Genomic DNA, 24,494 nt, shown 5'->3' with positions numbered 1-24,494 from the left:
GGGTCCCGGTCGGACGCCTCAACCGGCGGCGGGGGTGCGCCGGGCACGTCACGCCCGGCCGGGGGGCGGCCTCGCCCCGGCCTCCCGGTCATGGGCCGCCGCCAGGGGCGTCCCGGTCGGACGCCTCACCAGCGGCCTGGGCGCGCCGGGAACGTCGCGCCCGGTCGGGGCGGCCTCGCGGTCGCCCCGGCCGTGCCACCCGCGACTCGCCATGTGTCACATGGGCGAGGTGGGCACGGATGCCGGCGGCCGGGGCCTCGCCCGGCGTGGGGCGGGCCCGGCCGTGGGATCACGTCCGTCCCCGGCCCGCGCGGCCCGGCCCCGCCCGGCCGCCGGGCGCCGTGTCGGCGCCGCTCAGCCACGCCCTTCCCCTCGCTCTCCCCCGCCCGCGATCCGTCCCAGCCGCTCCACCGCCCGGGCGAAATCCCTGACGAGATCGTCGAAGACGGCCTGTACGGGGCGCCGGGAGTTCATCCGGCCGACGATCTGGCCGACCGGCGTGCCCAGCAGCGGCGCGGCCTCGTACTTCTGGATGCGGGTGAGGGCCTCGGCGACGAGCAGCCCCTGGAGGGGCATGGGAAGGGTGCCGGGGCCCGCCGGGTCGTCCCAGGCGTCGGTCCAGGCGGTGCGCAGCTGACGGGCCGGCTTGCCGGTGAGGGCGCGGGAGCGGACGGTGTCGCCCGAGCCCGCGGCCAGGAGTTTGGCGGTCAGGGCCGGGGAGTGCAGCCCGGCCTCGTCGGTGGTCAGCCAGAGGGAGCCGAGCCAGACGCCCTGGGCGCCGAGCGCGAGCCCGGCGGCGATCTGTTCCCCGCCGCCGATGCCACCGGCGGCCAGCACCGGCAGCGGGTCCACGGCGCGTACGACCTCGGGCGTGAGCACCATGGTGGCGATCTCGCCGGTGTGGCCGCCCGCCTCGTACCCCTGGGCGACGACGATGTCGATGCCCGCCTCGGCGTGGCGGACCGCGTGCCGGGCGTCGCCGGCCAGCGCGGCGACGAGGACGCCGTGCGCGTGCGCGCGGGCCACGACGTCGGCGGGCGGCGGGCCGAGGGCGTTGGCGAGCAGGGCGATCGGGTGGCCGAAGGCGACGTCGAGCTGGGCGCGGGCCACGTCCTCCATCCAGCCCGTGACGCGCCAGCCCGAGCGGTCGCCGGGGCCGAGTTCGGGGACGCCGTGCCGGGCGAGCGTCTCGTCCACGAAGCGCCGGTGGCCGGCCGGGATCATGGCCTCGACGTCGGCCTCGGTCACCCCTTCGACCTTCCGCGCCGGCATGACGACGTCGATACCGTACGGCCGCCCGCCGGTGTGCTCCTCGATCCAGCCGAGGTCGCGGTGGAGGGCGTCGGGGTCGGCGTAGCGTACGGCCCCGAGCACGCCGAGCCCGCCGGCCCGGCTGATGGCGGCGGCCACCGCCGGGAAGGGCGTGAAGCCGAAGACCGCGTGTTCGATGCCCAGTCGCCGGCTCAGCTCCGTCTGCATGGGCGGCAGGATGCCGTAGCCGGCCGGACGAGGGAAGAGTTTTTCTGATGCATCATCAGATATGCCGTCGAACGCGTCGCCGGGTTCACCGCCGGACGAGCAGCCGGACGAGCAGCCGGATGAACGCCTCGGACGCACCGGACGCACGCACCGCGCCCGGCCCCCGGGCCGGAGCGCGCCCCCGTCATCCCCCCTGCGCCGGCCCCCGCCCCGCCCGTGCCCTGCGGACCGCCGCCACCTGGCGGTAGAGCTCCACGGCCTCGGTCGACCGGCCGAGCTGCTCCAGGCAGTGGGCCTCGTCGTTGCGGCTGGTCAGGGCGTCCGGATGGTCGGCGCCGAGGACGCGCTGCCGGGCCTGGGCGACCTCGCGGTAGAGGGCGAGGGCGTCCTTCCAGCGGCCGAGCCAGCCGAGGCCGACCGCGATCTCGCGGCGGCTGACCAGCGTCTCGGGGTGGTCGGGGCCCAGCAGGCCCTCGCGGAGGGCGCAGACGTCGCGCGCCTCGGCGAGCGCCTCCTCCCAGCGGCCGAGCCGGCCGAGGTTGACGCCGAGGCAGTGCCGGGCGCGCAGGGTGTCGGCGTGTTCGGGGCCCTGTGCCTGGGTGCGCTCGTCGACGAGTTCGCGGAAGAGCTTCAGAGCCTCCGCGCTGCGGCCGAGGCGGCCGAGGCAGATGCCCGCCTCGTAGCGGGCGGCGAGGGTGTCGGGGTGGTCCGCGCCCAGGACCCGCTGGCGGGCGGCGGCGACCTCGCGATAGGTCCGCAGCGCGTCGGTCCAGCGGCCGAGCTGGCCCAGGGCGTACCCGACCTCGTAGCGGGTGACGAGGGTGTCCGGGTGGCTCGCGCCGAGGACGCGGGCGCGGGCGGTGGCGACGTCGCGGGCCATGCCGTACGCCTCCTCCGGCCGGCCCAGCCGGCCGAGGTTGAAGGCGAGGTTGTGGCGGCAGCGGAGGGAATCGGGGTGGTCGGGGCCCATGGTGCGTTCACGGGCGGCGAGCACCGCCACATACACATGGTGGGCCTCGACGTGCTTGCCGAGCTGGCCGAGGACGTACGCCGTCTCCTGGCGCGCGGCCAGGGTGTCGGGGTGGTCGGGGCCGAGGACCCGCTCACGGCCGGCCGCGGCGCGGGAGTACTCCCGCAGCGCCTCGCCCGTACGGCCCTGCCGGCTGAGGGTGAACGCGGCCTCGTAGCGGCTGGCGAGGGTGTCGGGGTGGTCGGGGCCGAGGACGAGCTCCCGCTCGGCGGCCACGCCCCGGTGGGCCTCGCCGGCCTCGGGCCAGCGGCCCAGCCGGCCGAGCCGCAGCGCCTCCTGGTGCCGGCCGGCGAGCCGGGTGAGGACCTCCGGGGACGGGAGTTCGGCTACGGCGGACCGGCCGCCGGCGCCGCCCGCGGCCGTGCCGGCGGCCGGGAGCCCGGCCGAGGATCCGGCACCGGATCCGGCAGCGGGTCCCGCCACGGATCCGACGGCCGGCCCCGCCGCCGCCCCCGCCGCGGATCCGGCTGCGGACCCGGCACCGGATCCGGCCGCGGAACCGGCAGTGGATCCGGCCGCAGGTCCCGTCACTGGCACCGCCGCAGATCCCGCCGCCGAACCCGTCACGGGTCGGGCAGCGGGTCTCGCCGCGGATCCGACAGCGGACCCCGCCGGGACCCCCGCCACCGCGCCTGCCGCCACGCCCGTCCAGGCGCCGGTCAGCGAGACGGCGGGGTCGGGCGGCACGACCGGCCGGGGGCCGGGGCCGGTCGCCTTGGAACCGGTGGTCATGTTCCTGGCCCAGCCGGGCAGCCGGGGCGGCTCGGGCAGCCGCACCGAGGCCCGCGGCGGCCGGGGCAGGTTCCCCGGCAGCGGCCGGGGCAGGGTGCCGGCGTGGGCCGCCGAACCCAGGGCGAGCAGCCGGGCGTGCAGGTCGGCGGCGTCGGGCGGCCGGTCGCCGGGGTCCTTGGCGAGCAGGTCGAGAATGATCCTTTCGAGGGGTACGGGAAGTCCGGGGGAGATCTCGCGCGGCGGCCGGGGCGCCCGGTCCCGGTGGCCGACGAGGACGGCCCAGGCGTCGTCCATGTCGAAGGGCGGGGCGCCCGTGGCCAGTTCGTACAGCACGCAGCCCAGGGAGTACAGGTCGCTGCGCCGGTCGACCTGACCGCCGCCGATCTGCTCCGGCGACATGTAATGCGGGGTGCCCATGGCGATGCCGGTGCCGGTGAGGCGGGAGGAGAGGGACGACAGGGAGCCGTAGCCCATGTCGCCGAGCCGGGCGATGCCGAAGTCGCAGATCTTCACACCTCCGTCGGCGAGCCGCATGACGTTGGCGGGCTTGAGGTCCCGGTGCACGACCCCCTGCCGGTGGGTGTAGTCCAGGGCCGCGGCGACCTGCTCCGCGATGTCGACGACCTCCGGCACGGGCAGCGGGTACCGCCGGTTGTCGTCCATGAGCTCGCTGAGATTACGGCCGTCGAGCAGCTCCATCACGAGGAAGAGCACACCGTCGGACTCGCCGAAGTCGTGCACGACGGTGATGCCGCGGTGCTGGAGGGCCGCCGCGACCCGCGCCTCCCGCCGGAACCGCTCCCGCAGCACCCTCAGATAGGAGTGCTCGTGCCGCGGCCCCATCGGCTTGAGGCACTTGACCGCGACCTGCCGCCCGAGCGAGGTGTCATGGGCGCGCCACACCTCGCCCATGCCGCCCCGCCCGATCCGGTCGAGCAGCTCGTACCGACCCTGGATCAGCCTGGATTCCACCATCCCTCGCCGCCGCCCCCGTCGCGTCGCGTGCATCCCCCGGCCCGTCCAGTATGGCGGCCGCTCCGTGCGGCTTGAAGACGGAAGGACGGCCGCCGGATACGGCCGGTGTGCCGCGCCCGGCACGGCGGGCGTGCCGCCGGAGGGCCGGAGGGTGCGGGCCGGTACGTCCACGGCCTCCGAAGGGCCGCGGTCCGGAGTCCGGGGCCCGCCGAGCGCCCCGGCCCCGGGGCCGTCGCGCGCGTGGCCCGGGCCGTGCGGTGGCTACGCCCGTGGCTCCGGTGCCGTCCCGCCGAGCGTGGTCACGACCACGAAGCGCAGGTCCGGCTGTTCGGCGGGGACGAGGACGTGGCTGGTGACCTGGACGTCCGTGCCGCCGTGGCAGGGCAGCCGGAGCCGGAGGCGGTGGCCGCCGGGGTGTTCGACGACGGCGTGCTGTTCGGCCCAGATGCGGCGGCAGGTGCCGTTGGCCGCGAGGATGTCCGCGATCAGGGCCTGGATCTGGGCGTTCCGCGGGGCCCGGTGGCTGGCGACGCGCAGCATCGGCAGGTAGATGCGGGCGCAGGTGTCCTCCCAGCCCAGGATCTGTTCCCGGGCCTCGGCCGAGGTCAGCGCCCAGCGCATCAGGTTGGGCTGCGGGCCGAGGGTGAAGGGGAACCACTCGGTCATGGGGGCGTTGGCGGCGACGATGTTCCAGGCGTCGTCGGAGACGTAGGCCGGGTACGGGGCCTGGTGTTCGAGGAGGGTCGCGGTCGCCGGGTCCACGGCGGTCCCGGCCCGGTGCGCGCCGCTCACGGGCGGGCGGCGGCCGGAGACGCCGAGGAAGAGGGTGAGGGTCTCGGTCTCACTGAGCCGCAGCGCCTGAGCCACCCGCAGCAGGAAGGCGTCCGAGAACTCCCGGGGGGCGCCGGTCTCCAGCGCCCGGTACCAACCCTCGCTGACGCCGGTCAGCCGGGCGACGTCGGCCTGGGACATCCGTGAGCCCGCGCGGTGCCCCCAGACGCGCAGCTCGGGTATCCGGCGGCGGTCGACGCGTTCCCGCCAGGCGCGCAGCAGCCGGCTGACGGACTGTCCGCCCGCCGGCGGGACGGGCGGGACGGGCGGGACGGACGGAGCCGAGGCCGGCGGAACGGACAGGGCGCGCGCGGCGGACAGGGCGGACCCCGGCCGCGTCGGCGACTCGGGACTTTGGTCCTGTTTCACCTTCGGATCTCTCCCCCGGCTTTAACTGATCATTTGCCATGCCCGTTTCTACCGGATCCGGGCGGCGCTGACCAGTCCGGTCCAACTCCCGAACAATGCCCGTTGAGTTGTTTAACGATTGATTTGATTCCGGGCCCCTTCCGACGGCCCCCGCACTGGAACTCACGACACTGCGAGTGACGGATTTCCTGTTGCAGACTCTGAGGGCGAAGAAGGCGGCGCGGCCCCGAACGGTCCGCGTTGCCCGATGCCGTGCGCCCATGGATGGGAACCCATAAGGATTCGTTGGAGGTGTCAGAATATGCGCTTTCAGATTCTCGGCCCTTTGCGGATCGCCGACGGCTCCGAGGTGGTCGTACTCCCCCCGTCGAAACCCACCGTCCTGCTGGCCGCGCTGCTGCTGCGGCCCGGCAGCGTGGTGTCGGTGGGGTTCCTGCGGCGGGCGATCTGGGGCGACGAGGAACCCTCCTCGGCGAAGGCGGCGCTGCACGCCTGTGTGCTGCGGCTGCGGAAGACGTTCCCGAAGTACGGGCTGTCCGACGCGGTGATCGAGTCCGTGCCGGGCGGTTACCGCATCGCGGTGGAGCCGGGGTCCCTGGACCTCGCCGACTTCCGCGAACTGCGGGCGAAGGCACAGGCCGAGCGGGATCCGGAAGCGGAACTGTGCCTCCTCAAGGAGGCGCTGTCGCTGTGGCAGGGGCCGTTGCTGACCAACGTCCCGTCGGACCTCCTGCGCCGGGACGAGATGCCCCGGCTCGTCGAGGAGCGGCTGCGGACGGTCGAGCGGGCCTGCGACATCGAGCTCGCGCTGGGCCGCTGCGGCCAGGCGCTGGTCGAGCTGTGGACGGTCGTCCGGGCCCACCCCGGGCACGAGCGGTTCCGCGAGCAACTCATCGAGGCGCTCTACCGCACGGGCCGGCAGGCCGACGCCCTCGCCGAGTACCGCGAGGTCAAGCGGTACCTCCAGGAGGAGCTGGGCGTGGACCCCGGACCGGCTCTGCGGCGGCTCGAACTGAGCATCCTGCGCGGTGACGACATCGGGCCGCGCCGGGAGGGCGGCGGGCCCGCCCCGGCCGCTCCCGTCCTCGCACCCCCCTACGCCGACACGGCGGCGGGGCGCCCCCCGGCGCCCTCCCCCCTCGCCGCCGTGTCGTGCTTCACCGGCCGGGCGGCCGACGGCGACGCGATCGCCCGCCGGCTCACCGCCGACCGCTCGGGGCCCACCATCGTGGTGCTCTCCGGCGCGCCCGGCATCGGCAAGACCGCGCTCGCCCTGCACACCGCGCGGCAGGTCGGGCACGCCTTTCCCGACGGCCTGCTGACCGCGCGGATGACGCGCGACGACGGTACGCCGAGGGCTCCGGCGGAGGTGGCGGCCGAGCTCCGGCACCATGCCGGGGACGACCCCCGCGCCGCGCCCGGGGCCGGGCCGCGGAGGCTGCTCGTCCTGGACGACGCGACCGGCGCCGACCAGGTGCGGCCGCTGCTGCCGGCCGGGGCGGGCGGCGCCGTGCTCGTCACCAGCAGGCTCGGGCTCGCCGGGCTCCTCGCGGCGCACGGCGGCTGGGCCCACCGCCTCGGCACCCTCACCGAGGAGGAGTCGTTCCGGCTGCTGGCGGCCGTCCTCGGCGACGGCCGCGCCGAAGCGGAACCCGAGGCGGTCCACCGGCTGGCGGCGGCCTGCGGTCATTTCCCGTTCGCCCTGCGGATCATGGCGGCGCGTCTGCTCACCCGGCCGCGCCTGTCGGTGGCCGACTGCGTGGCCTGGCTGCGCGAGGACCCCGTCGCCCGGCTGTCCCTGCCCGACGACCCCCGCCTGTCGGTGCCCAGGGCGTTCACCGACGCGCTGGACAGGCTCGACCCCCGGCTGGCCGACGCCTTCCTGCGCGTCGGCGCCTCCCCTACGGAACGGCTCTCGGTGACCGGCACGGCCGGCCTGCTGGGAGTGGTCCCCTCACTGGCCGAGGAACTCCTGGAACGGCTGGTGGACGTGAGCCTGCTCGAAGAAGGGCCCGCCGGTCGTTACCACATGCACGAACTGCTCCGGAATTTCGCCCGCCGGGCCACCGGATATCAGGCCGGTCCGCCCGCGCTGACGACGCGCCACTGAATTCATCCGTCTCCTTCACGAGGTGTGAAACTCATGCTGGAAGCCTACGAAGCGATTGCCGAGACCCGGCCCCGGATCCGCCGGGACGTACTCTTCACGGAGACTCCGGACGGAGTGCTGTTCCACAACGCGCACGGCGGGTTCCATCTCAATTCCAGGTCCGGATACCGTTTCGCCACTCTGCTGGTCCCGCACCTGAACGGTGAGCACCGGGTCGCCGATCTCTGCGAGGGGCTCGGCGAGGCCCAGCGGGCCATGGTCGGCCGTCTGGTCCGGACGCTGTACGAGCGTGAGTTCGCCCGTGACACCCCCGTACCGGACGGTCCGTCGGCTTTTCCGGTGGCCCCCGCGGTCGTGGAGCGCTTCGCCCCGCAGATCGCCTATGTCGACCACTACGCCGACGACGCGGCACGGCGCTTCCAGGAGTTCCGCACCACCCGGGTCGCGGTCGTCGGCGACGACCTGACCGCCCGCTGGTGCGTCCTCGGCCTGGTCCGCAACGGCAGTGCCGCCGTCGGCCACCTGCCGGGTCTGGACACCCCGGAGAATCGATTCGGCGAGGTACGGGCCGAGGCCACCGCGCTCGCCGCCGAGGGCTGCCCCGTCACCCTGGAGACGATCGCGGCCGACGGCCCGGTGCGCTGGAGCGACCTGGCGGGGTACGACGTCGTCGTGGTCACCGGCGGCCGCGAGGGCGCGCGGCGGCTCTTCCGGCTGGTGGAGGCCGGGGTGCCCGAGGGCACGTCCCTGATACCGGCGGCCCTGTTCGGCGACCGCGCCGTGGTCGGCCCGCTGATGACGCCCGGCACCGCCGGCTGCTGGGCCTGCGCGGTGCTGCGGCTCGGCGCCCACGGCGACGCCGCGGCGGCGGCCGATCTCTGGAGCGGCATCTGCCTGCCGGCCACCGACGGGCCGACGGGCCGGGAGGCCGGCCGCGGTCTCTCCGCGATGATCGGCAACCTCCTCGGGTACGAGGTCTTCCGCCTCACCACGGGCGCGCTGCCCGCCGAGACCCGCGGCCAGGTGATCGTCCAGGACACCGAGTCCTTCGACGTCGTCGCGGAGCCGCTGCTGCCGCACCCCCGCTGCCCGTTCTGCCGGGACCTGGCGGCCGCCGGGACGGCGGAGCCCGCCGCGGCCCCCGCGCCGGAGGAGCCCGGGCCCGCCGGCGGCACCGCCGCCGCTCCCGACACCGAGGCGCTGCTCGCCGAGCTCAACAGCCGGCAGATCCTGATCCGCCCGCACACGGGCGTCTTCGAGAAGTTCACGGACGAGCCCTGGACCCAGACCCCGCTGAAGGTCGGCACCGTCAGCCTGCCCACCGGCCACTCCGGGCACCGGAACATCGCCGCCTTCGACGTCCACACCGTCGCGGGAGCCCGGCTGACGGCCCTGAACGCGGCCGCGGGCGCCTACACCGAGCACGTCGTCCCGCTGCGCGGCGTCCTCACCGGGGAGGCGCTCGACGACGCCCGCCGGGACACCCGCGCCGTGGCCGCCGCCGCGCTGACCGTCGCGAGCGGCCTCGCCGCCGACGCCGTCGAACCCGCCGCGTGGGTACGGGCCACCTCGCTGGCCGACGGCGAGCCGGTGCTGGTGCCGGCCGGCGCGGTGCGCACCTTCGGCCCGTACAACCGCGACGGGGTCCACACACGGACCACCGCGGGCACGGGCGCGGGCCGTACGGCCGCCGAGGCCACGGCGCGCGGCCTGCTCTCCGCCCTGTGCCACGACGCGCTGGAGCGCGCGGTACGCGGCACCGGCGGGGCGGCCCCGGTGGCGCCGGAGGGTTTCGGGGACGACCCGGAGCTCACCTTCCTGCTGAGCTCGGCCCGCAACCTCGGCGTGGAGTGCGAGCTCCTCGACCTCGGCGAGCCGGCCCGCTCCTCCGCGCACGTGCTGCTCGCCCGCGCCCTCCTCCCCCGTACCGGCGAGCGGATCTGGGCCGTGGCCGGCGAGACCGACCGGCGGCGGGCCGCGGCCGGGGCGCTGCGCGACCTGCTGGGGCAGGAGCAGCTCGGCCGGGAGCTCGCCGGGCGGGGCGAGCCGCCCGTCGACCTCGGGGACCCGCTGCTGGGCGACCTGGACCCGGCGGCCCTCGCGGTCACCGGCACGAGCGACGCCCGCGTGGGCGAGGCCACGTCGTACCCGGCGATCCTCGAACGGCTGCGCGCGGCGGGGCGCGAGGCGCTGGTGGTGCCCACGGACTCGGCCGATCTCCTGGCCGGCGGCATCAGCACGGTGCGGGTGCTCCTCACCCGCGAGGACGCGCGCCCGGGCGGCGGCGAGCACACCGGTGGGGCGTCCCGTGCCCGCTGAGACCGATGAGGCCACCGAGACAACGAGCTCCGCGCCGGGCACGGCCCCCGAGTGGGAGCGCGTGTGCCGGGACCTGACCGCCCTGCTGCGCGACTCCCCCGTCGCGCCCGGGCCCGTCGAGGTCACGGCGCTCGGCTTCCGGGACGAGCTGTCCCAGGGCCCCTCGTCCGGGCCCGGGTCCCGGACGCGCGTACAGCTCTACGGGCATCACGCGCTCGTCGGGCCGTTCCCCCGCGCCGGTGCGGAAGGGGTGGCCGGGGCGGAAGGGGAAGCCCTCCGGCCGTGCCCCCGGTGCCTGGCCCGCCGCTGGCAGTCGGTGCGCGGCCGGGCGCTGCGCGACGCGCTGGAGCTGGGTTCCGGCACCAGGGCCGCGGGCGGGCCGCCGTACGCCCTGCCCTTCCTGGCCGACGCGATCGCCGCGCTGGTGACGGCTCGTCAGGAGCGGGAGGCCGGAAGGGCGCGTGAAGCGGCCACGGCTGCGGACACGACCATAGAAGGCGGCACGGCCACGGCCACGGCCACGGCCACGGAAGGCAACGCGGCCGACGGGACCCGGGGCACCCGCCGCACCGGCGCGGGCGGCGCGGCCGGCGCCCGCGGTCCCTACCCCGCCGTCCACCTCGTCGATCTGGAGACCCTGCGCGTCGGCAGCCACCCGCTCGTCCCGGACGCCGAGTGCCCGGACTGCGGGCGCCGCGTCCCCGACAGCGCCCGGGCCGCGACGCTCACGCTGCGGCCCGCGCCCGAGCACCGGCCCGGCTCGTTCCGGGTGCGCGGGATCGGCGCGTACGACCTGCCGACGGAGGCGTTCGCCAATCCGGTCTGCGGCGCCCTCGGCCCCGGTGTGGTGCACGACGTGGCATCGGCGACGACGTCGGCGACGGTCGGCTGCTTCGAGCTGCGCTCGGGCGAGTACCTGCGCGAGACGTTCTGGGGCGGCCACGCCGACTCGTACGCGGACAGCGCCCGGATCGGCGTCCTGGAGGGCCTCGAACGGGCGGCGGGCATGCGCGCCCGGGGCCGGACGACCTGGGTGCGGGCCTCCCTCGACGCCCTGCGGGCCCGGGGCGAGGCGGCCGTCGACCCCCGCGAGTGCGGCCTGTACCCGCCGGAGTTCCACGCCGCCGACCCCCGGGTCACCCCCTTCACGCCCGGCCGGGAGATCCCCTGGGTGTGGGGGTACTCGCTGCGGGACCGCCGCCCGCTGCTGGTCCCGGAGATCCTCACGTACTACGGCACCCCGGGTCTGGAGAACCGTTTCGTGCAGGAGAGCTCCAACGGCTGCGCCTCGGGCGGCTCGCTGGAGGAGGCCGTCTACTTCGGGCTGATGGAGGTCGTCGAGCGCGACGCGTTCCTGCTGGCCTGGTACGGCCGGGCGGCGCTCCCCGAGATCGACCCGCGGACCAGCGCCGACCCCCGGACGCGGCAGATGGTGGACCGGCTGGCGATGTACGGCTACGAGGCGCGGTTCTTCGACACCCGGGTCACCTTCCCGGTGCCGGTGGTGACGGCGGTCGCCGTCCGGCCCGACGGCGGTCTCGGCACGATGTGCTTCGGCGCGGGCGCGGGCCTCGACCCGGAGGCGGCGCTCGCCGGCGGGCTGTGCGAGATCGCCACCGACGCGGTGAACATCCGCGGCCGGGCCGAGCGCGACGGGGAGCGGCTGCGCGCCATGGCCGCCGACTTCGACAAGGTCCTGGCGCTGCACGACCACCCGCTGGTCTACGGCCTCCCCGAGATGGCCGGGCACGCCGCGTTCCTCCTGGAGGAGCGGGGGCCGAAGCGCTCGATGGCGGAGCTGTACGGGCCCGGCACCCGGACGCTGCCCGCCTCGGGCGACCTCAGGGACGACGTCGAGCGGTGCGTGGCGGCGGTGGCGGACGCGGGGTTCGACGTGGTCGTCGTCGACCAGACGCTGCCCGAACAGCGCGACCTGGGCCTGCACACGGTCTCCGTGATCGTGCCGGGGCTGCTCCCCATCGACTTCGGATGGCGGCGGCAGCGGGCGCTCCACATGCCGCGGACGCGGACGGCGCTGCGCGAGGCCGGGCTGCGCGACCGCGACCTGCTGCCCGGGGACCTCAACCCGGCCCCGCACCCCTTCCCCTGACCCCCGCTCCCCCTCGCCTCTCCCCTTGCTCCCCCGCCCCCGCTCCTCCTTCCGATTCCCCCGCTCCCCGGCCGATCGAGCCGATCGAGCCCAACGAGCCGAACACCTAAGGAGAACCTGTGGGTTTCGCCCATGAATACGCGGCCGCGATCATGCACCGCGGCAGAATCCCCATGGAGCCCGTCGGCTTCGTGCCCGACTGGTCGGACCGTCCGCGCAAGGGGAAGTTCTACCCGGGCGCCGAGTCCCTCCCGCTGCCGGACGGCGCCCTGCCGGATCCGGGCGCGACCGTGCAGGAGGGCGTCTTCGCCGCCTCCGGGCCCCGGGACGAACCGTTCACCCTGCCCCTGCTCGGCGGGATGCTCCTCGACTCGTACGGCCGCCTCGGCCGCCGCCTGGGCGTCCAGGCCAACACCGACCTGCCGTCCCTGCCGCTCTACACCGACGCCAACTGGTACCGGGGCACCGCCTCGGGCGGCGGCCTCTACCCCGTCACGGTCTACTGGGTCAACGGCCCCGGCGGCCCCCTCACCCCCGGCGTGCACCACTACTCCACCACGCACCACGCCATGCAGCGCCTGCTGACGGGCGACGTCTCCGGCGAGGTGCGCGAGGCCCTGGGGAACGGCACGCGCGCGGACCAGTTCCTCGTCCTCGGCGTCAAGTTCTGGCAGAACGCCTTCAAGTACAACAGCTTCTGCATGCACGCGGTCAGCATGGACGTCGGCGCCGCCCTCCAGACCTGGCGCATCTGGGCACGCGCCCGGGGCCTGCGGATCGAGCCGGCCCTGTGGTTCGACGAGGAGCGGCTGGCCCGGCTGCTCGGCGTCGACGTGGCGGAGGAGGGGATCTTCGCCGTCGTCCCGCTCTCCTGGGAGGGCACGCGGGGTGACGCGCTCGCCCCGGCACCGGCCGCCGGCGGCCCCGCTCCCCGGGTCCGGCGCACCGAGAGCGAGCGCTCCCGCCGGGTGATCACCTTCGAGACGGTACGGCGCGTCCAGGCCGCGACCGTCGCGCACGCCACCGACCGCCCGGCTCCCGGCGCGCTCGCCCCGGCCGTCGCCCTGCCCGCCCGCGAGGGCGGGCGCGTGCCCCTGCCGGAGGCCCCGCCGCTCACGATGGGCGTGCGCGAGGCGCTGCGGCGCCGGCGCAGCAGCTTCGGGCGCTTCGACGCCCGGGAGCCCCTCTCCGCCGGGCAGCTGGCCGCCACGCTGGCCGCGGCCGCGTCGGCGTCGGTCGGCGGCGACGCCGCGGACCCCGGCGGGCCGCCCCTCGCCAAGCTGTACGTCTTCGTCAACCACGTGGCGGGGGTGGCGCCCGGGGCGTACGAGTACGTGGCCGACGACCACGCGCTGCGGCTGGTGAAGCCGGGGCCGCCGGGCGCCTTCCTCCAGGAGAACTACTTCCTCTCCAACTACAACCTGGAGCAGGCCGGGGCCGTCGTCGTACCCGCCGTGCGCACCGCGGCCGTGCTGGACGCCGTCGGCGACCGCGGCCTCCGGCTCGTCAACGCGACGGTCGGCGCGGTCGCGCAGACCTTCTACACCACGGCGTCCGCCCTGGGACTGGGCGGCGGGGTCGCGCTCGGCTTCGACACCGTCTCCTTCGTCGAGGAGCTGGACCTCGCCGGGAGCGGCGAGGCACCCCTACTGATCATGCTCGTCGGCCATGAGCGGCCCGGCTCCGCCGACTTCCGCTACGAGATCGCCTGAGCGGCACGGGAAATCCATGACCCACCAGACCCACCCCGAGTCCCCTCTCTCCCGGAGCTCTTCCCCGAGCCTGGCCCCGGGCCTGCCCCCGGGCGACGACCCCGGCTGGACGCTCGGCGACCGGTTCATGATGCGCGTCGCCGGACTGCCGCTGGAGTCCCTGCACGCCCTGCGCTGCCCGGACACCAGTGGCTGGGCCGACCGCGTGCTCCGCGCCGAGGCCCTGCTGCGGTCGCGGGGCGCCGAGCTCAGCGACCGGCTGCACCCGCTCGTCAAGGGCGCCGGGGACGAGCACGCCCGGCGCCGGCTGCTGCGCCTGCGCCGGGAGCTGTTCAACGGCAAGCCGCCGACCGCGCCCGAGGCGGCCGTCGCCCTGGTCGCCGCCACCGACCCGGCGACCGCCGGGGAGGTCGGCGACTGGGTGCGCGACCGCCGGGCCCTGGCGGCGCTCCTCGCCGAGGGCGCCCCGCTGCTCGCCGCCGAGACGGCCCGCGGCCGCGCCGGGCTGCGCCGCCTGCTGGGCGAGGACCGGCTGCGGCTCGGGCTGCTCCTGGCGTCGCCGACGCTGGAGGGCCGGCTGGACGCGTACGTACGGACCGATCCGGCCCGGCGGCCGGACAAGCGGCTGCGCAAGGTCGAGCGCTCGGCCCTCGCGTACCTCTACCGGACCGCGCGCAAGACCAGTCCGTTCAGCACCTTCACGGCGGTGGCCCTCGGCCGGTTCGCCGAGACCGGACACGCCTCCTCGGGGGACGGTGCGGAGACCGTCCGCCTCCCCGAGGTCTGGTCCGGTCACCCCCGGCTCAACGTCGTCGTCCTGGCCCGGCTCACCGAGCTGATCCTCGACGACCCCGCCCGGCGCGCCGGCCTCCCCGTCGTACTCGCCTCCGGCTGGGAACACGACGACGACCGGATCCGCTATGTGCGCCGCTCGCTGACGGCGGGCGACGACGGCGCGGCCGTCACCTTCGACGCCGCCGACGACCGGCTGTTCTTCCTCCGGCGCAGCGGCACCCTGGAGCGCCTGCTCACTCTGTTCGCGCACCGGCCCGAGCCGCGCTACGGGGAGCTCGCCCGCCTGCTGGGCGAGGAGGGCGGCGCGGACCCGGAGGAGTGCGAGCGCTATCTGACGGCCCTGCTGGAGCTGGGCCTGGTGCAGATCCCCTGTCTGCGCACGGACGTCCACGCGGCCGACCCGCTGCGGGCCTTCCGTGACTCGCTGGAGGCCGTGGGGCGCCCCTGGGCGCGGCGGCTGGCGGAGGACCTGGCGTGGCCGATCGCCTGTGTCGACCGCTATCCCGCGGCGGGCGCCGGGCTGCGCCGTGAGCTGCTGGCCGAGCTGCGCCGGTCCCTGTCCGGGATCCAGCGGAACCTCGGCGCCCCGGAACCGGCGCTGCCGCGGACGCTGCTCTACGAGGACGTGCGCGCCGGAACCGGTGACGCGGCGGCCGGGACCGCCGTGACCTGTGATCCACGGGCCTGGGCGGGCGACGGTGACGGCCCGTTCGCGTCGTTGCGCTCCCTGGAACGGGTCCTGCCCGCCTTCGATCTGACGCTGCCGCAGCGGATCACGTTCAAGGGCTTCTTCCGGGCGCGGTACGGCCGGGGCGGCCGCTGCGAGGACCTCCTGAAGCTCGTCCACGACTTCCACGAGGACTTCTACGACCAGTACCTGACGTTCGCCGCGCGCCGCGAGCCGTTCGACGAGGACGGCCGTTACGTCCCCGAGCCGAACTGGCTGGGCCTGCCCCAGATCACGGCCGTGGACGCGGCCCGCGAGGAGTGGACCGCCCGGATGCGCCGGCTGTGGGACACCGCGCGGGGCGCCGAGGAGATCCGTGTCCCCGCCGGCACCGTCGACGCCGTCGCCGGGAAGCTGGCCGGGGTCGCGCCGGACTTCGCGCCGCAGAGCCACTTCCTCCAGCTGGTGCGCCGCGACGGCGACCCGATGGCCGTGCTCAACCAGTCGTACGGCGGTTTCGCCTTCCCCTTCAGCCGCTTTACCCACTGCTACGACGACGGCGAGGGGGACGGCGGCACCCTGTCCGACCGCGTCCGGCACGCCGCGGCCGCCGCGCAGCCGGAGGGCGCGGTGTTCGCCGAGATCACCGGCGGCTTCGTCACCAGCAACCTCAACCTGCACGGGCGGCTCACGGACTACGAGATCGTCTGCCCGGGCGAGACCAGCTCGGTGCCCGTGGAGCACCGGATCCACCTCGACGACCTGTACGTCGAGGACGACACCGCCGCGGACCGGCTGGTGCTGCGCTCGCGACGGCTCGGGCGGGAGGTCGTGCCCCTCTACCTCGGCTACCTCGTGCCCCTGGCGCTCCCGGAGATCCCCCGCACCCTGCTGCTGCTCTCCCCCACCTCCATGGCGCCGCTCGACGTGTGGGGCGGGGTTCCGGAGGGCGCGTCGGGGAACGGGGTGACCAGCCGCCCCCGGGTGCGCTACGGCGGTCTCGTCCTCAGCCGGCGCAGCTGGACCGCCCCCGCCTCCGCGCTGCCCGGGCGGCCCGCCGGGCCGGGGCCGGAGGCGGACGCCTCCTGGTTCCTCGCCTGGCGGCGGTGGGCCGCGGAGCACCGGCTGCCGCGGCGCGTCTTCGCGACCGTCACCCCGGCGGGGAAGTCCGGCGGGGCCGCCCGGACCAAGCCGCAGTACGTCGACCTCGACAGCTGGCTCTCGCTCAGCGCCCTGGACGGGCTGCTCAAGGACCCCGGGGACCGGGTGGTCCTCCGCGAGGCCCTGCCGGACGAGGACGGCCTGCGCGCCGTCTCCGACCGGGGCACCCACGTCGTCGAACTCGCCGTCGAGACCCTCCGCAACGACCGCAAAGGAACCGGTGCGCCGAAATGACCGTGTCCAGCCCTGATCCCGCCGGCGCCCCGGCGGCCGCGCCCGGCGCCTGGCAGGCCCTGCACATCCACTACGCCGCGAACCCGGCGCCCCTGATGACCCGGTGCGTGGGCCCGCTCGTCGAGGGGCTCCTCGCCGACGGCCTGCTGGAGAGCCACTTCTTCATCAACTACTGGCTGGAGGGCCCGCACGTCCGGCTGCGGCTGAAGCCCGCGACCGAGGCGGACACGGAGGCCGTGCTCGCCCGCGCCGAGGAGGCGGTCGCCGCCTTCCTCCGGGAGCGGCCCGCGCTCTACGAGGTCGACTCCTCGGGCTTCCTCAACGAGTTCTACAACACCCTGTTCGAGCTGGAGTTCCCGGAGGACGAGCGGGCGGACTTCCTCGCGCCCGACGGACGGATGAAGCTCAGGCCGAACAACACCTTCAGCCGGCAGCCCTACGAGCCGGAGTACGGCAAGTACGGCGGCCCGGCCGGGGTCGCCCTCGCCGAATGGCACTTCCGGCACTCCAGCGAGCTGGTCATCGACGCCGTGCGCGGCATGAACCTCCACCTGCGGACCGTACGGCTGGGCACCTCGGCCCAGCTGATGATGGTGATGGCCGGCTGCTTCCTGCCCGACCGGGAGGAACTGGCCGCGTACCTGGACCGGTACCACGTCTTCTGGCAGAAGGCGTTCTCCGGCACCGGTTTCATCGGCGCCGACGAGTACGACCGCGGTTACGAGGGCACCGGCCGGGCACTGGCCCGGCGCTTCGAGGCGGTCCTGGACGCCCTGGCCCGGGGCGAGGCCGACCGGCTCCCCCGCTTCCTGCGCGGCTGGGCCGGGCACTGCGCCGAGCTGCGGGAACGGGCCACCGCGCTGGCCGTGGGCGGGGAGCTCGTCTTCCGCTCCTGGGACGGCACGGCCGACGAGCGGGTCACCGACCCGGCCGTCGCGCTGCCGCTGCTGCTCTCCCCCTATACGCACATGACCAACAACCGGCTCCATGTGACGATCCGCGACGAGGCGTACCTGTCGTACGTCCTGGGGCGCGCCCTGCGCGAGGAGAGCCTCCGATGACCGGCGGGCTGCTCGACCGGCGGCCCGCCCTGCGCGCGGAGGTGCTGCGCAGCGCGGCGCTGCGGCGCGGCCCGGCCCTGGTGCACCTGGTGAAGGACCCGCGCGGCGGGCAGTCCTTCGAGGTCGGGGTCAAGGAGCACTTCCTGATGGCCCGGCTGGACGGCACCCGCACGCTCGGGGAGATCGGCGAGGAGTACGCCGGCCGCTTCGGCCGGAGGCTGGGCGAGGCCAACTGGCGGCAGCTGCTGGGGTTGCTGTGGGAGCGGGGGCTGCTGGCGGGCGCGGAGGCGCCCGCGGCCGCCCCGCCGGAGCCGGAGGCCGGGAGACGCACGCTGTTCAAGGGGACGCTGCGGCTGGCCGCGGACGCGGCCGCCACCACCGACCGGCTGCACCGGGCCGTCGGCCCCCTGCTGTCGGCGGTGTTCGTGGTGCCCGTCGTGCTGCTGGCCACCGGCATGGAGGTGTTCGTCGGCCTGCGCCTGGGCGACTTCGCGGGCGAGGCGCTGCGGCTGTTCCGGCAGCCGGCCGCGCTGCTCGCGGTGCTCACGCTGCTGTGGGTGAGCACCGCGCTGCACGAGCTGGCCCACGGGGTGGTGGCCCGCCGCTTCGGCGGCACCGTGAGCGAGATCGGGCTGCGCTGGCACCTGCCCATGGTGTTCATGTACTGCCGGGTCGAGAACTACCCCTATCTGCCCACCCGCTGGGCGCGGGTGGCCACCGCGGCCGCCGGCACGGTGATGAACCTGGCCTTCCTGCTGCCGTTCTGGCTGCTGTGGTCGCTCCTGCCCGGCGGCGACCCGGTGCGCGGCCCGGTGGCCGGGCTGCTGTTCACCGGCTCGGTGCTGGCCCTCACCAATCTGGTGCCGCTGCCGCCGATGGACGGCTACAAGATGCTCGGGCACGGCCTGGGCATGGCCGATTACGCCACCGAGAGTCGGCGCTTCCTGCGGCTGCTGTGCGCCCGCGCGGTGCGGCGCGGCGACGGCGTCGCCGGCTACCCGCGCGGTGCGCGGATCGCCTACGCCGCCTACGGGCTGGGGGCGGTCCTCCTCGTCTGCGGCGGCGGCGCCGGGTTCGTCCTGCTCTGCCACCACCTCCAGGGGGACCGCTACGGCGTGTGGGCGGCCGTCGTCCCGGCGCTGCTGATCGCCGCGCTGGTGGCGGCGACGGGCCCGTGGGCGGGACGCCGCGGCCGGGACGCACAGGCCTTGTCCGCGACACGAGAACGAAGCTGAGGAGTTCCATGACACAGAAGAAGCCGACCGGACAGGCGGCGGGGCCCGCGCTGGTGCTGGAGGGGGTGCGCAAGCGCTACGGGGACAAACAGGCCTTGGACGGCATCACCCTGACCGTGGAACGGGGCGAGTTCTTCGGCGTGCTCGGCCCCAACGGCGCGGGCAAGACCACCCTCGTGGAGATCATGGAGGGGCTGCGCCGGGCCGACTCCGGCTCGCTGTCGGTCCTGGGCGCCTCGCCGTGGCCGCGGAACATGGCCCTGCTGCCGCGCATCGGGGTGCAGACCCAAAGCTCCGCGTTCTTCACCCGGCTGACGGCGCGCGAACACCTGGCGACCGTCGCGGCGCTCTACGGGGCCGACCCGGCCGGCGTGGAGCGCACCCTGTCGCTCGTAGGGCTGGCCGAACAGGGCGGTGTGCGGGTCGAGGTGCTCTCGGGCGGTCAGCGGCAGCGGCTCGCGATCGCCTCCGCGCTGGTCCACGAGCCCGAGCTGATCTTCCTCGACGAGCCGACCGCGGCCCTCGACCCGCAGGCCCGCCGGGCCCTGTGGCAGGTGCTGCGCGCGCTGAAGGGCGCCGGGCGCACCATCGTCTACACCACCCACCACCTGGACGAGGCCGAGGCGCTCTGCGACCGGGTGGCGATCGTCGTCGCGGGTGCCGTGGTGGCCCTGGACAGCCCCGGGAAGCTCGTCGGGGCGGCGAAGGCGCCGACCCGGCTGCTGGTGCCGGCGGACCGGATCACGGTGGAGCGGGCCCGGGCGTTCGAGGGCGTCGACCGGGTCGTCGCGGAGGGCGGCTCGGTCGTCCTGGAGACCAGGGCGGCGGGCCCGGTGCTGGCCGCGCTCGGCGAGGCCGTGGGCCTCGACGGCGTCCGGACGCGCACCGCGACCCTCGAGGACGTCTATCTGGAACTCACCGGTGAACTCACCGGATCGGAGCCGCACGCATGAGTGAGCGAAGCGAACGAACGATCAAGAGGTGCGCGCCCCTCGCAGGCGGGCCCGAGCGAAGCGAGGGACGTTCATGAGCGCGTACGGCGCGTTGACCGCGGCCAGTTACCGCGCCTCGGTCAGGGACAGGACCACGGTCTTCTTCACCTTCGCCTTCCCCCTCATCTTCCTGGTCGTCTTCGGCCTGATCTTCCGCGGCAAGACGGTGGAAGCGAGCGGGCGGGGCTACATCGACTACATCGCGCCCGGCGTGCTGTCCTGGGGCGTCGGCAACGCCGCCGTCTTCGGGGTGGCGTTCACGCTGATGCAGTGGCGGCGCGACGACCTGCTGCGGCTCGTCCGGATGACGCCCACGCCGCTCACCTCCGTGCTCGCGTCGCGGTATGTCATCGCCCTGGTCGTCGGGGCGGTCCAGGCGGCGCTGTTCATCGGGGTGGCGCTGCTGCCGCCGTTCGGGCTGCGGCTGGACGCGACCTGGCCGCTGGCACTGCCGGTCCTGGTGTGCGGCATCACGGCCTTCCTCGCCATCGGCATGGTGATCGGGTCGCGGGCGGACACCCCCGAGGCGGTGGCGGCGGTGGCCAACTGCGTGATGGTGCCGATGGCCTTCCTGTCCGGCTCGTTCTATCCCCTCGACGCGATGCCGTCGTGGCTCCGGTCGGTGTCCAAGGTGCTGCCGCTGGGCTATCTCAACGACGGGGTGGCGAAGGCGGTGACCGGGCGCGCCGACCTCGCGTCGACGGCCGTCGCCTGCGGTGGTCTCGCCGTGTTCGCCCTGGTCTTCGGCGTCCTCGCGCTCAAGACCTTCCGCTGGAGCAACGAGTCATGAGCGCGGGCGTGAACGCGGGTGTGAGCACAGACACGAGCACAGACGTGAGCACAGGCATGCGCAAGGCCACCGCGCGGTCCCCCATGGCCGCCGCGAGCGAGCTCCTCCAGCGGGCGCTCACCGAGCGCTTCCACGCCGCCGCCCGGCCACCGGGCGCGGCGGAGCCCCTGGTGGTGCCGGTGGGCGCGGCCGACGCGTTCCGGCCCGGCGAGGACCCGTACGCCGCGCTGCGCGCCCGTGCCACCGCGCACCTCACCGCGCAGGCGGTGCTGATCGGCCCCTGGGGCACCACCGACGAGGCGACCCGGGCCTGCGGCAACTGCCTCGCCAGGCGCTGGCAGCGGCTGCGGTCGCGCTCCGAGCGCGACGCGCTGGAGGTGGGCCGCCGCATGACGGCGGCCGGCCCGTGGCCCGTCCTGCCGGAGTACGCCGTCGACACGGTCTGGGCCGTGTACGAGGCGGTCCTGCTCGGCGGCCGCCCGGCGGGCGCGGGCCGGCCGGCGGGCGAGTGGCACACCGCCGCGGACCTGCCGCTGCCCCAGGTGTCCCGGGTCGACCTGGCCACCCTGCGGGTCACCACCCTGCCGCTGCTCACCGAGCCGCTGTGTCCCGCGTGCGCGCCGGAGCCGGCGCCCCGGGAGCGGCCGGAGCTCGTCCCGCGGCCCAAGCCCCGCGCGGACGCCGCCCGGCTGCGTCCGGCCGGCTCGTACCCCCTGCCGAGGGGAGCGCTGGCCAACCCGGTGTGCGGTGCGCTCGGCGAGGGCACCTGGCTCAACGTCGCCTCTCCCACGACCTCCCCCGTCGCGGGCAGCGTCTTCGTGCGCACCTACGCGGGGCTGTCCGACGTCACCTGGAGCGGCCAGGCCAACTCCTTCGAGGCCAGCCGGACGCTGGCCTTCCTGGAGGGGCTCGAACGCTACGCGGGCATCCACCGCCGGCAGGGCGGCGCGCCCGTGGTGGCGGCCTACGACGACGTCCGCGCGGAGGCGGTCGACCCGCGCGAGTGCGGTACGTACGCCCCGGAGACGTACCGCGACGACCCGGTGGTGGCTCCCTTCGACCCCGCGCGGGAGATCCCCTGGGTGCGGGGGTACTCCTTGCGCGACGACCGCACGGTTCTGGTCCCGGCCCGGTCGGTCTACTACGGCGCGGGGACGGACGGCGACAACTTCGTCTTCGAGAGCTCCAACGGCTGCGCGACCGGCGGCTGTCTGGAGGAGGCGGTCCTCTTCGGCCTGCTGGAGCTGATCGAGCGGGACGCGTTCCTGCTCGGCTGGTACGGCCGGGCCCGGCTCACCGGCATCGACCTGGAGTCCTGCCGGGGCGGCGCGGTGCGGGCGATGGCCGACCGGGCGGCGCTCCAGGGGTACGACGTCCGCGCCTTCGACAATCGCGTCGATCTGGCGGTGCCCGTCGTCACCGCGCTCGCCGTACGGCGCGACGGCGGCCCCGGCACGCTGTCCTTCGCGGCGGGCGCGCGGCTCGACCCGGAGGAGGCCGTGGAGGCGGCGCTGTCGGAGGTCCTCACCTACCTCCCGCACCTGGACCGGCAGGTGGCGGAGCACCGGGCCGAGCTGGAGGAGATGGCGGAGGACTTCTCGAAGGTCCGTCACCTCACCCACCACGCCCGGCTCTACGGGCTGCCGCGGATGGCCCGGCACGCGCGGGAGTACCTGGAGCCCGCGGCGGTGCGTCCGATGGAGGAGCTCTACGCCGGCTGGCGACGGCGGCGGCCCGCCACGGGCGATCTCCTCGACGACCTGCTGCTGTGCCGGGACGAGCTGACGGCCGCCGGCTTCGACGTGATCGTCGTCGACCAGACCTCGCCGGAGCAGGAGCGCATGGGGCTGCGCACCGTGTCGACGGTCGTCCCCGGGCTGGTCCCGATCGACTTCGGCTGGGACCGGCAGCGGGTCCTGGGCATGCCCCGGCTGCGGACGGCGTTCCGGCGGGCGGGGTGGCGGGACTCGGATCTGACGGACGCGGAACTGCGCCGGGTGCCGCACCCCTTCCCCTGACGCGAGGCGTCCCCCACGCGCGACGCCGGCGGCCCTCCCCGGGCGGGAGATCCGTCCCGGGGAGGGCCGCCGGCGCGTGGGCCCGAAAGGAATCAGGCGGAGCAGCTGGTGGTGCTGGTGGTGCTGGAGCAGGTGCTCGTGGAGCTGGAGCTGGTGGAACCGGCGAGGACCACCTCGCTGGCGTCCGAGTAGTCGCTGATCTCGAAGGTCTCCGACTCCAGCTCCAGGATCTCCTGGGCGAGGGAGGCGAGTTCGGTCTTCTGAGCCATGGCGGTCTCCTTGCGGTTCGTGCGCGGCGGTCGCCCGCCGGGCCGTGCGTTCGTTGCTCCGCCAGTCCACCAGGGCCCGCTGACCGATCACTGTGCCGGTCACTGACACGAGGCGTCAGCGGCCCGTCGCCGGGCCCCTTCCCCCCGTCCCCTTCTTCCGACCAGGAGTCACCTCATGCTCACCGAGGACCTGCTGAAAGCGCTCACGACGTTCTACCTCGACCTGCACGCCCACCCCGAGCTGTCCGGGAAGGAGGAGCGGACGGCGGCCGCGTTCGCGGACCGGCTGGCGGACGAGGGCTTCGGGGTGACGACCGGTGTCGGCGGGCACGGTGTGGTGGGCGTGCTGGAGAACGGCGAGGGCCCGCTGGTCGTGATCCGCGCCGAGCTCGACGCGCTGCCCGTCGCGGAGCGCACGGGGCTGCCCTACGCGAGCCGGGTGACCGCGCCGGTGCCCGTCATGCACGCCTGCGGCCACGATCTCCACCTGGCCGCGGCGGCGGGCGCGGCGGGTGTGCTGGCCCGGGACAGGGGGCGGTGGCGGGGCACGCTGATGGTCGTCGGCCAGCCCGCCGAGGAGACCCTGAGCGGTGCGCGGGCCATGCTCGACGACGGCCTGTACGAGCGCTTCGGCCGCCCCGACGCGGTGCTGGCCCAGCACGCCGCGCCGCTGCCCGCGGGCATGGTCGCCCATGGCGCGGGGCCCGTCACGGCGGGCGGTGTCACGCTCCGGGCCGTCATCCACGGGCGCGGCGGGCACGCGGCCGTGCCGCACCTGGCGGTCGACCCGGTCGTGACCGCCGCCGCCACGGTGCTCCGGCTCCAGGGCGTGGTGGCCGCCGTGACGGCACCGGCGGAGCAGGTCGTGCTGACCGTGGGCGAACTGCGCGCGGGCGACCGGGCCAATGTCGTGCCCGACCGCGCCGAACTGGGGCTGACCGTGCGCGGGTTCTCCGAGGACGCGCTCGACCGGGTCTGCGCGGCGGTGCGCCGGGTCGTACGGGCGGAGTGCGCCGCCTCGGACTGCCCCGGTCCGCCGGAGATCACCGTCGTGAACCGCTCCCCCGTCAACCTCCCGGACCCCGGCCTGACCGCCGCCGTGCGCGAGGCCCACGTGGCGGCCTTCGGCGGACACCGGGTCACGGGGTGGCCGCCGGCCATGGCCACGGAGGACTTCCCGCTGTTCGCGGCGGGCGGCGTGCCGACGGCGTACTGGATGCTGGGCTCGGCCGGCCCCCGCGCGTGGGCGGCCGCCCCCGGGGGATCGGCGGCGGAGAAACTCGCCGCGCTGCCGCCGAACCACTCACCGTTCTTCGCCCCACACGTGCGGATCGCCCTGCCGACGGGGGTCACGGCCCTGGTGACGGCGGCCTTGTGCCGACTGGCGGCCTGAGCCCGCCCCGCGCGGCCGGCCCGAGCGCCGCGAGTTCTCGTCAGGATCCGGCGTGCCGCTGGCTGCGCGACCGTGCGGGAGATCGGCGCCCCGCCGACCTTCCCGGTCTCCGACGACGCCGCGTACCTCAGCGGCGAGTCCGTCGGCGGCGGGGCCGCCCGCCCGCTCCGACGTGGGACCAGGGGCGGCTCCACCCTGCGGCCGATGCCGGG

General features: G+C 75.5%; 15 protein-coding genes. 11 read left to right on the top strand and 4 right to left on the bottom strand.

Features of this window, described 5'->3' with window-relative positions:
* Positions 1-354 precede the first annotated feature (354 nt).
* The 3 genes from LUZ64_RS25400 to LUZ64_RS25390 form a co-directional block, all read right to left on the bottom strand.
* Positions 355-1,479: an NAD(P)H-dependent flavin oxidoreductase gene (locus tag LUZ64_RS25400; protein ID WP_095582816.1), complete on the bottom strand. Its 1,125-nt coding sequence runs from the start codon at positions 1,477-1,479 to the stop codon at positions 355-357.
* Positions 1,480-1,663: 184 nt separating this feature from the next.
* On the bottom strand, positions 1,664-4,216 hold the full coding sequence (locus tag LUZ64_RS25395) for a serine/threonine-protein kinase (RefSeq protein ID WP_232398796.1): 2,553 nt from the start codon (positions 4,214-4,216) through the stop codon (positions 1,664-1,666).
* Positions 4,217-4,477: 261 nt separating this feature from the next.
* Positions 4,478-5,416, bottom strand: coding sequence for a helix-turn-helix transcriptional regulator (locus tag LUZ64_RS25390; protein ID WP_095579198.1), 939 nt, complete (start codon positions 5,414-5,416; stop codon positions 4,478-4,480).
* Positions 5,417-5,717: 301 nt separating this feature from the next.
* On the opposite strand from LUZ64_RS25390, the gene LUZ64_RS25385 reads away from it, so the two are divergent.
* From LUZ64_RS25385 to LUZ64_RS25340, 10 genes are all read left to right on the top strand, one after another.
* Entirely contained in the window at positions 5,718-7,526 is a 1,809-nt protein-coding gene (locus LUZ64_RS25385) for an AfsR/SARP family transcriptional regulator (RefSeq protein WP_095579197.1), read from the top strand.
* 33 nt (positions 7,527-7,559) lie between these two features.
* Entirely contained in the window at positions 7,560-9,845 is a 2,286-nt protein-coding gene (locus LUZ64_RS25380; protein ID WP_095579196.1) for a TOMM precursor leader peptide-binding protein, read from the top strand.
* Positions 9,835-11,955, top strand: a complete 2,121-nt coding sequence (locus tag LUZ64_RS25375) for a TOMM precursor leader peptide-binding protein (protein ID WP_372478741.1) — start codon at positions 9,835-9,837, stop codon at positions 11,953-11,955. The genes LUZ64_RS25380 and LUZ64_RS25375 overlap by 11 nt, the downstream gene beginning before the upstream one ends.
* A 119-nt stretch (positions 11,956-12,074) precedes the next feature.
* Positions 12,075-13,667: a nitroreductase family protein gene (locus LUZ64_RS25370; RefSeq protein ID WP_095582823.1), complete on the top strand. Its 1,593-nt coding sequence runs from the start codon at positions 12,075-12,077 to the stop codon at positions 13,665-13,667.
* Positions 13,668-13,683: 16 nt separating this feature from the next.
* On the top strand, positions 13,684-16,524 hold the full coding sequence (locus LUZ64_RS25365) for a lantibiotic dehydratase (protein WP_232398793.1): 2,841 nt from the start codon (positions 13,684-13,686) through the stop codon (positions 16,522-16,524).
* A complete protein-coding gene (locus tag LUZ64_RS25360; protein WP_095582824.1) occupies positions 16,521-17,585 on the top strand; it encodes a lantibiotic dehydratase C-terminal domain-containing protein in 1,065 nt (354 codons plus the stop codon). Before LUZ64_RS25365 ends, LUZ64_RS25360 begins: the two co-directional genes overlap by 4 nt.
* Positions 17,582-18,820: a metalloprotease gene (locus LUZ64_RS25355; RefSeq protein WP_232398791.1), complete on the top strand. Its 1,239-nt coding sequence runs from the start codon at positions 17,582-17,584 to the stop codon at positions 18,818-18,820. Before LUZ64_RS25360 ends, LUZ64_RS25355 begins: the two co-directional genes overlap by 4 nt.
* A gap of 8 nt (positions 18,821-18,828) precedes the next feature.
* The gene (locus LUZ64_RS25350; protein WP_095582825.1) at positions 18,829-19,773 is read left to right on the top strand and encodes an ABC transporter ATP-binding protein; all 945 of its coding nucleotides are present in this window, start codon (positions 18,829-18,831) and stop codon (positions 19,771-19,773) included.
* Positions 19,774-19,846: 73 nt separating this feature from the next.
* Positions 19,847-20,602, top strand: a complete 756-nt coding sequence (locus LUZ64_RS25345) for an ABC transporter permease (RefSeq protein ID WP_095582826.1) — start codon at positions 19,847-19,849, stop codon at positions 20,600-20,602.
* A 56-nt stretch (positions 20,603-20,658) separates the two neighbouring features.
* The gene (locus LUZ64_RS25340; RefSeq protein ID WP_095582827.1) at positions 20,659-22,620 is read left to right on the top strand and encodes a TOMM precursor leader peptide-binding protein; all 1,962 of its coding nucleotides are present in this window, start codon (positions 20,659-20,661) and stop codon (positions 22,618-22,620) included.
* A 92-nt stretch (positions 22,621-22,712) separates the two neighbouring features.
* Here the strand turns inward: LUZ64_RS25340 and LUZ64_RS25335 are convergent, their stop codons facing one another.
* Positions 22,713-22,889 carry a thiazolylpeptide-type bacteriocin gene (locus tag LUZ64_RS25335; RefSeq protein WP_087929258.1) on the bottom strand — a complete coding sequence of 59 codons (177 nt, stop codon included), beginning with the start codon at positions 22,887-22,889 and terminating at the stop codon, positions 22,713-22,715.
* 175 nt (positions 22,890-23,064) lie between these two features.
* Here LUZ64_RS25335 and LUZ64_RS25330 point away from each other — a divergent pair, with 175 nt between their 5' ends.
* A complete protein-coding gene (locus tag LUZ64_RS25330; RefSeq protein WP_095582828.1) occupies positions 23,065-24,282 on the top strand; it encodes an amidohydrolase in 1,218 nt (405 codons plus the stop codon).
* Positions 24,283-24,494: the final 212 nt, after the last annotated feature.

The organism is Streptomyces albireticuli (genome assembly GCF_021228125.1).
Lineage (GTDB): Bacteria > Actinomycetota > Actinomycetes > Streptomycetales > Streptomycetaceae > Streptomyces > Streptomyces albireticuli.
The sequence above is the reverse complement of the archived record's forward strand: the minus strand, read 5'-3'. Positions and strand labels throughout refer to the sequence as shown.

Coding starts and splice junctions, on each gene's coding strand:
- LUZ64_RS25400 (WP_095582816.1), bottom strand. CDS start 1,479: ATGCAGACGGAGCTGAGCCGGCGACTGGGCATCGAACACGCGGTCTTC.
- LUZ64_RS25395 (WP_232398796.1), bottom strand. CDS start 4,216: ATGGTGGAATCCAGGCTGATCCAGGGTCGGTACGAGCTGCTCGACCGG.
- LUZ64_RS25385 (WP_095579197.1), top strand. CDS start 5,718: ATGCGCTTTCAGATTCTCGGCCCTTTGCGGATCGCCGACGGCTCCGAG.
- LUZ64_RS25380 (WP_095579196.1), top strand. CDS start 7,560: ATGCTGGAAGCCTACGAAGCGATTGCCGAGACCCGGCCCCGGATCCGC.
- LUZ64_RS25365 (WP_232398793.1), top strand. CDS start 13,684: ATGACCCACCAGACCCACCCCGAGTCCCCTCTCTCCCGGAGCTCTTCC.
- LUZ64_RS25360 (WP_095582824.1), top strand. CDS start 16,521: ATGACCGTGTCCAGCCCTGATCCCGCCGGCGCCCCGGCGGCCGCGCCC.
- LUZ64_RS25355 (WP_232398791.1), top strand. CDS start 17,582: ATGACCGGCGGGCTGCTCGACCGGCGGCCCGCCCTGCGCGCGGAGGTG.
- LUZ64_RS25350 (WP_095582825.1), top strand. CDS start 18,829: ATGACACAGAAGAAGCCGACCGGACAGGCGGCGGGGCCCGCGCTGGTG.
- LUZ64_RS25345 (WP_095582826.1), top strand. CDS start 19,847: ATGAGCGCGTACGGCGCGTTGACCGCGGCCAGTTACCGCGCCTCGGTC.
- LUZ64_RS25340 (WP_095582827.1), top strand. CDS start 20,659: ATGCGCAAGGCCACCGCGCGGTCCCCCATGGCCGCCGCGAGCGAGCTC.
- LUZ64_RS25335 (WP_087929258.1), bottom strand. CDS start 22,889: ATGGCTCAGAAGACCGAACTCGCCTCCCTCGCCCAGGAGATCCTGGAG.
- LUZ64_RS25330 (WP_095582828.1), top strand. CDS start 23,065: ATGCTCACCGAGGACCTGCTGAAAGCGCTCACGACGTTCTACCTCGAC.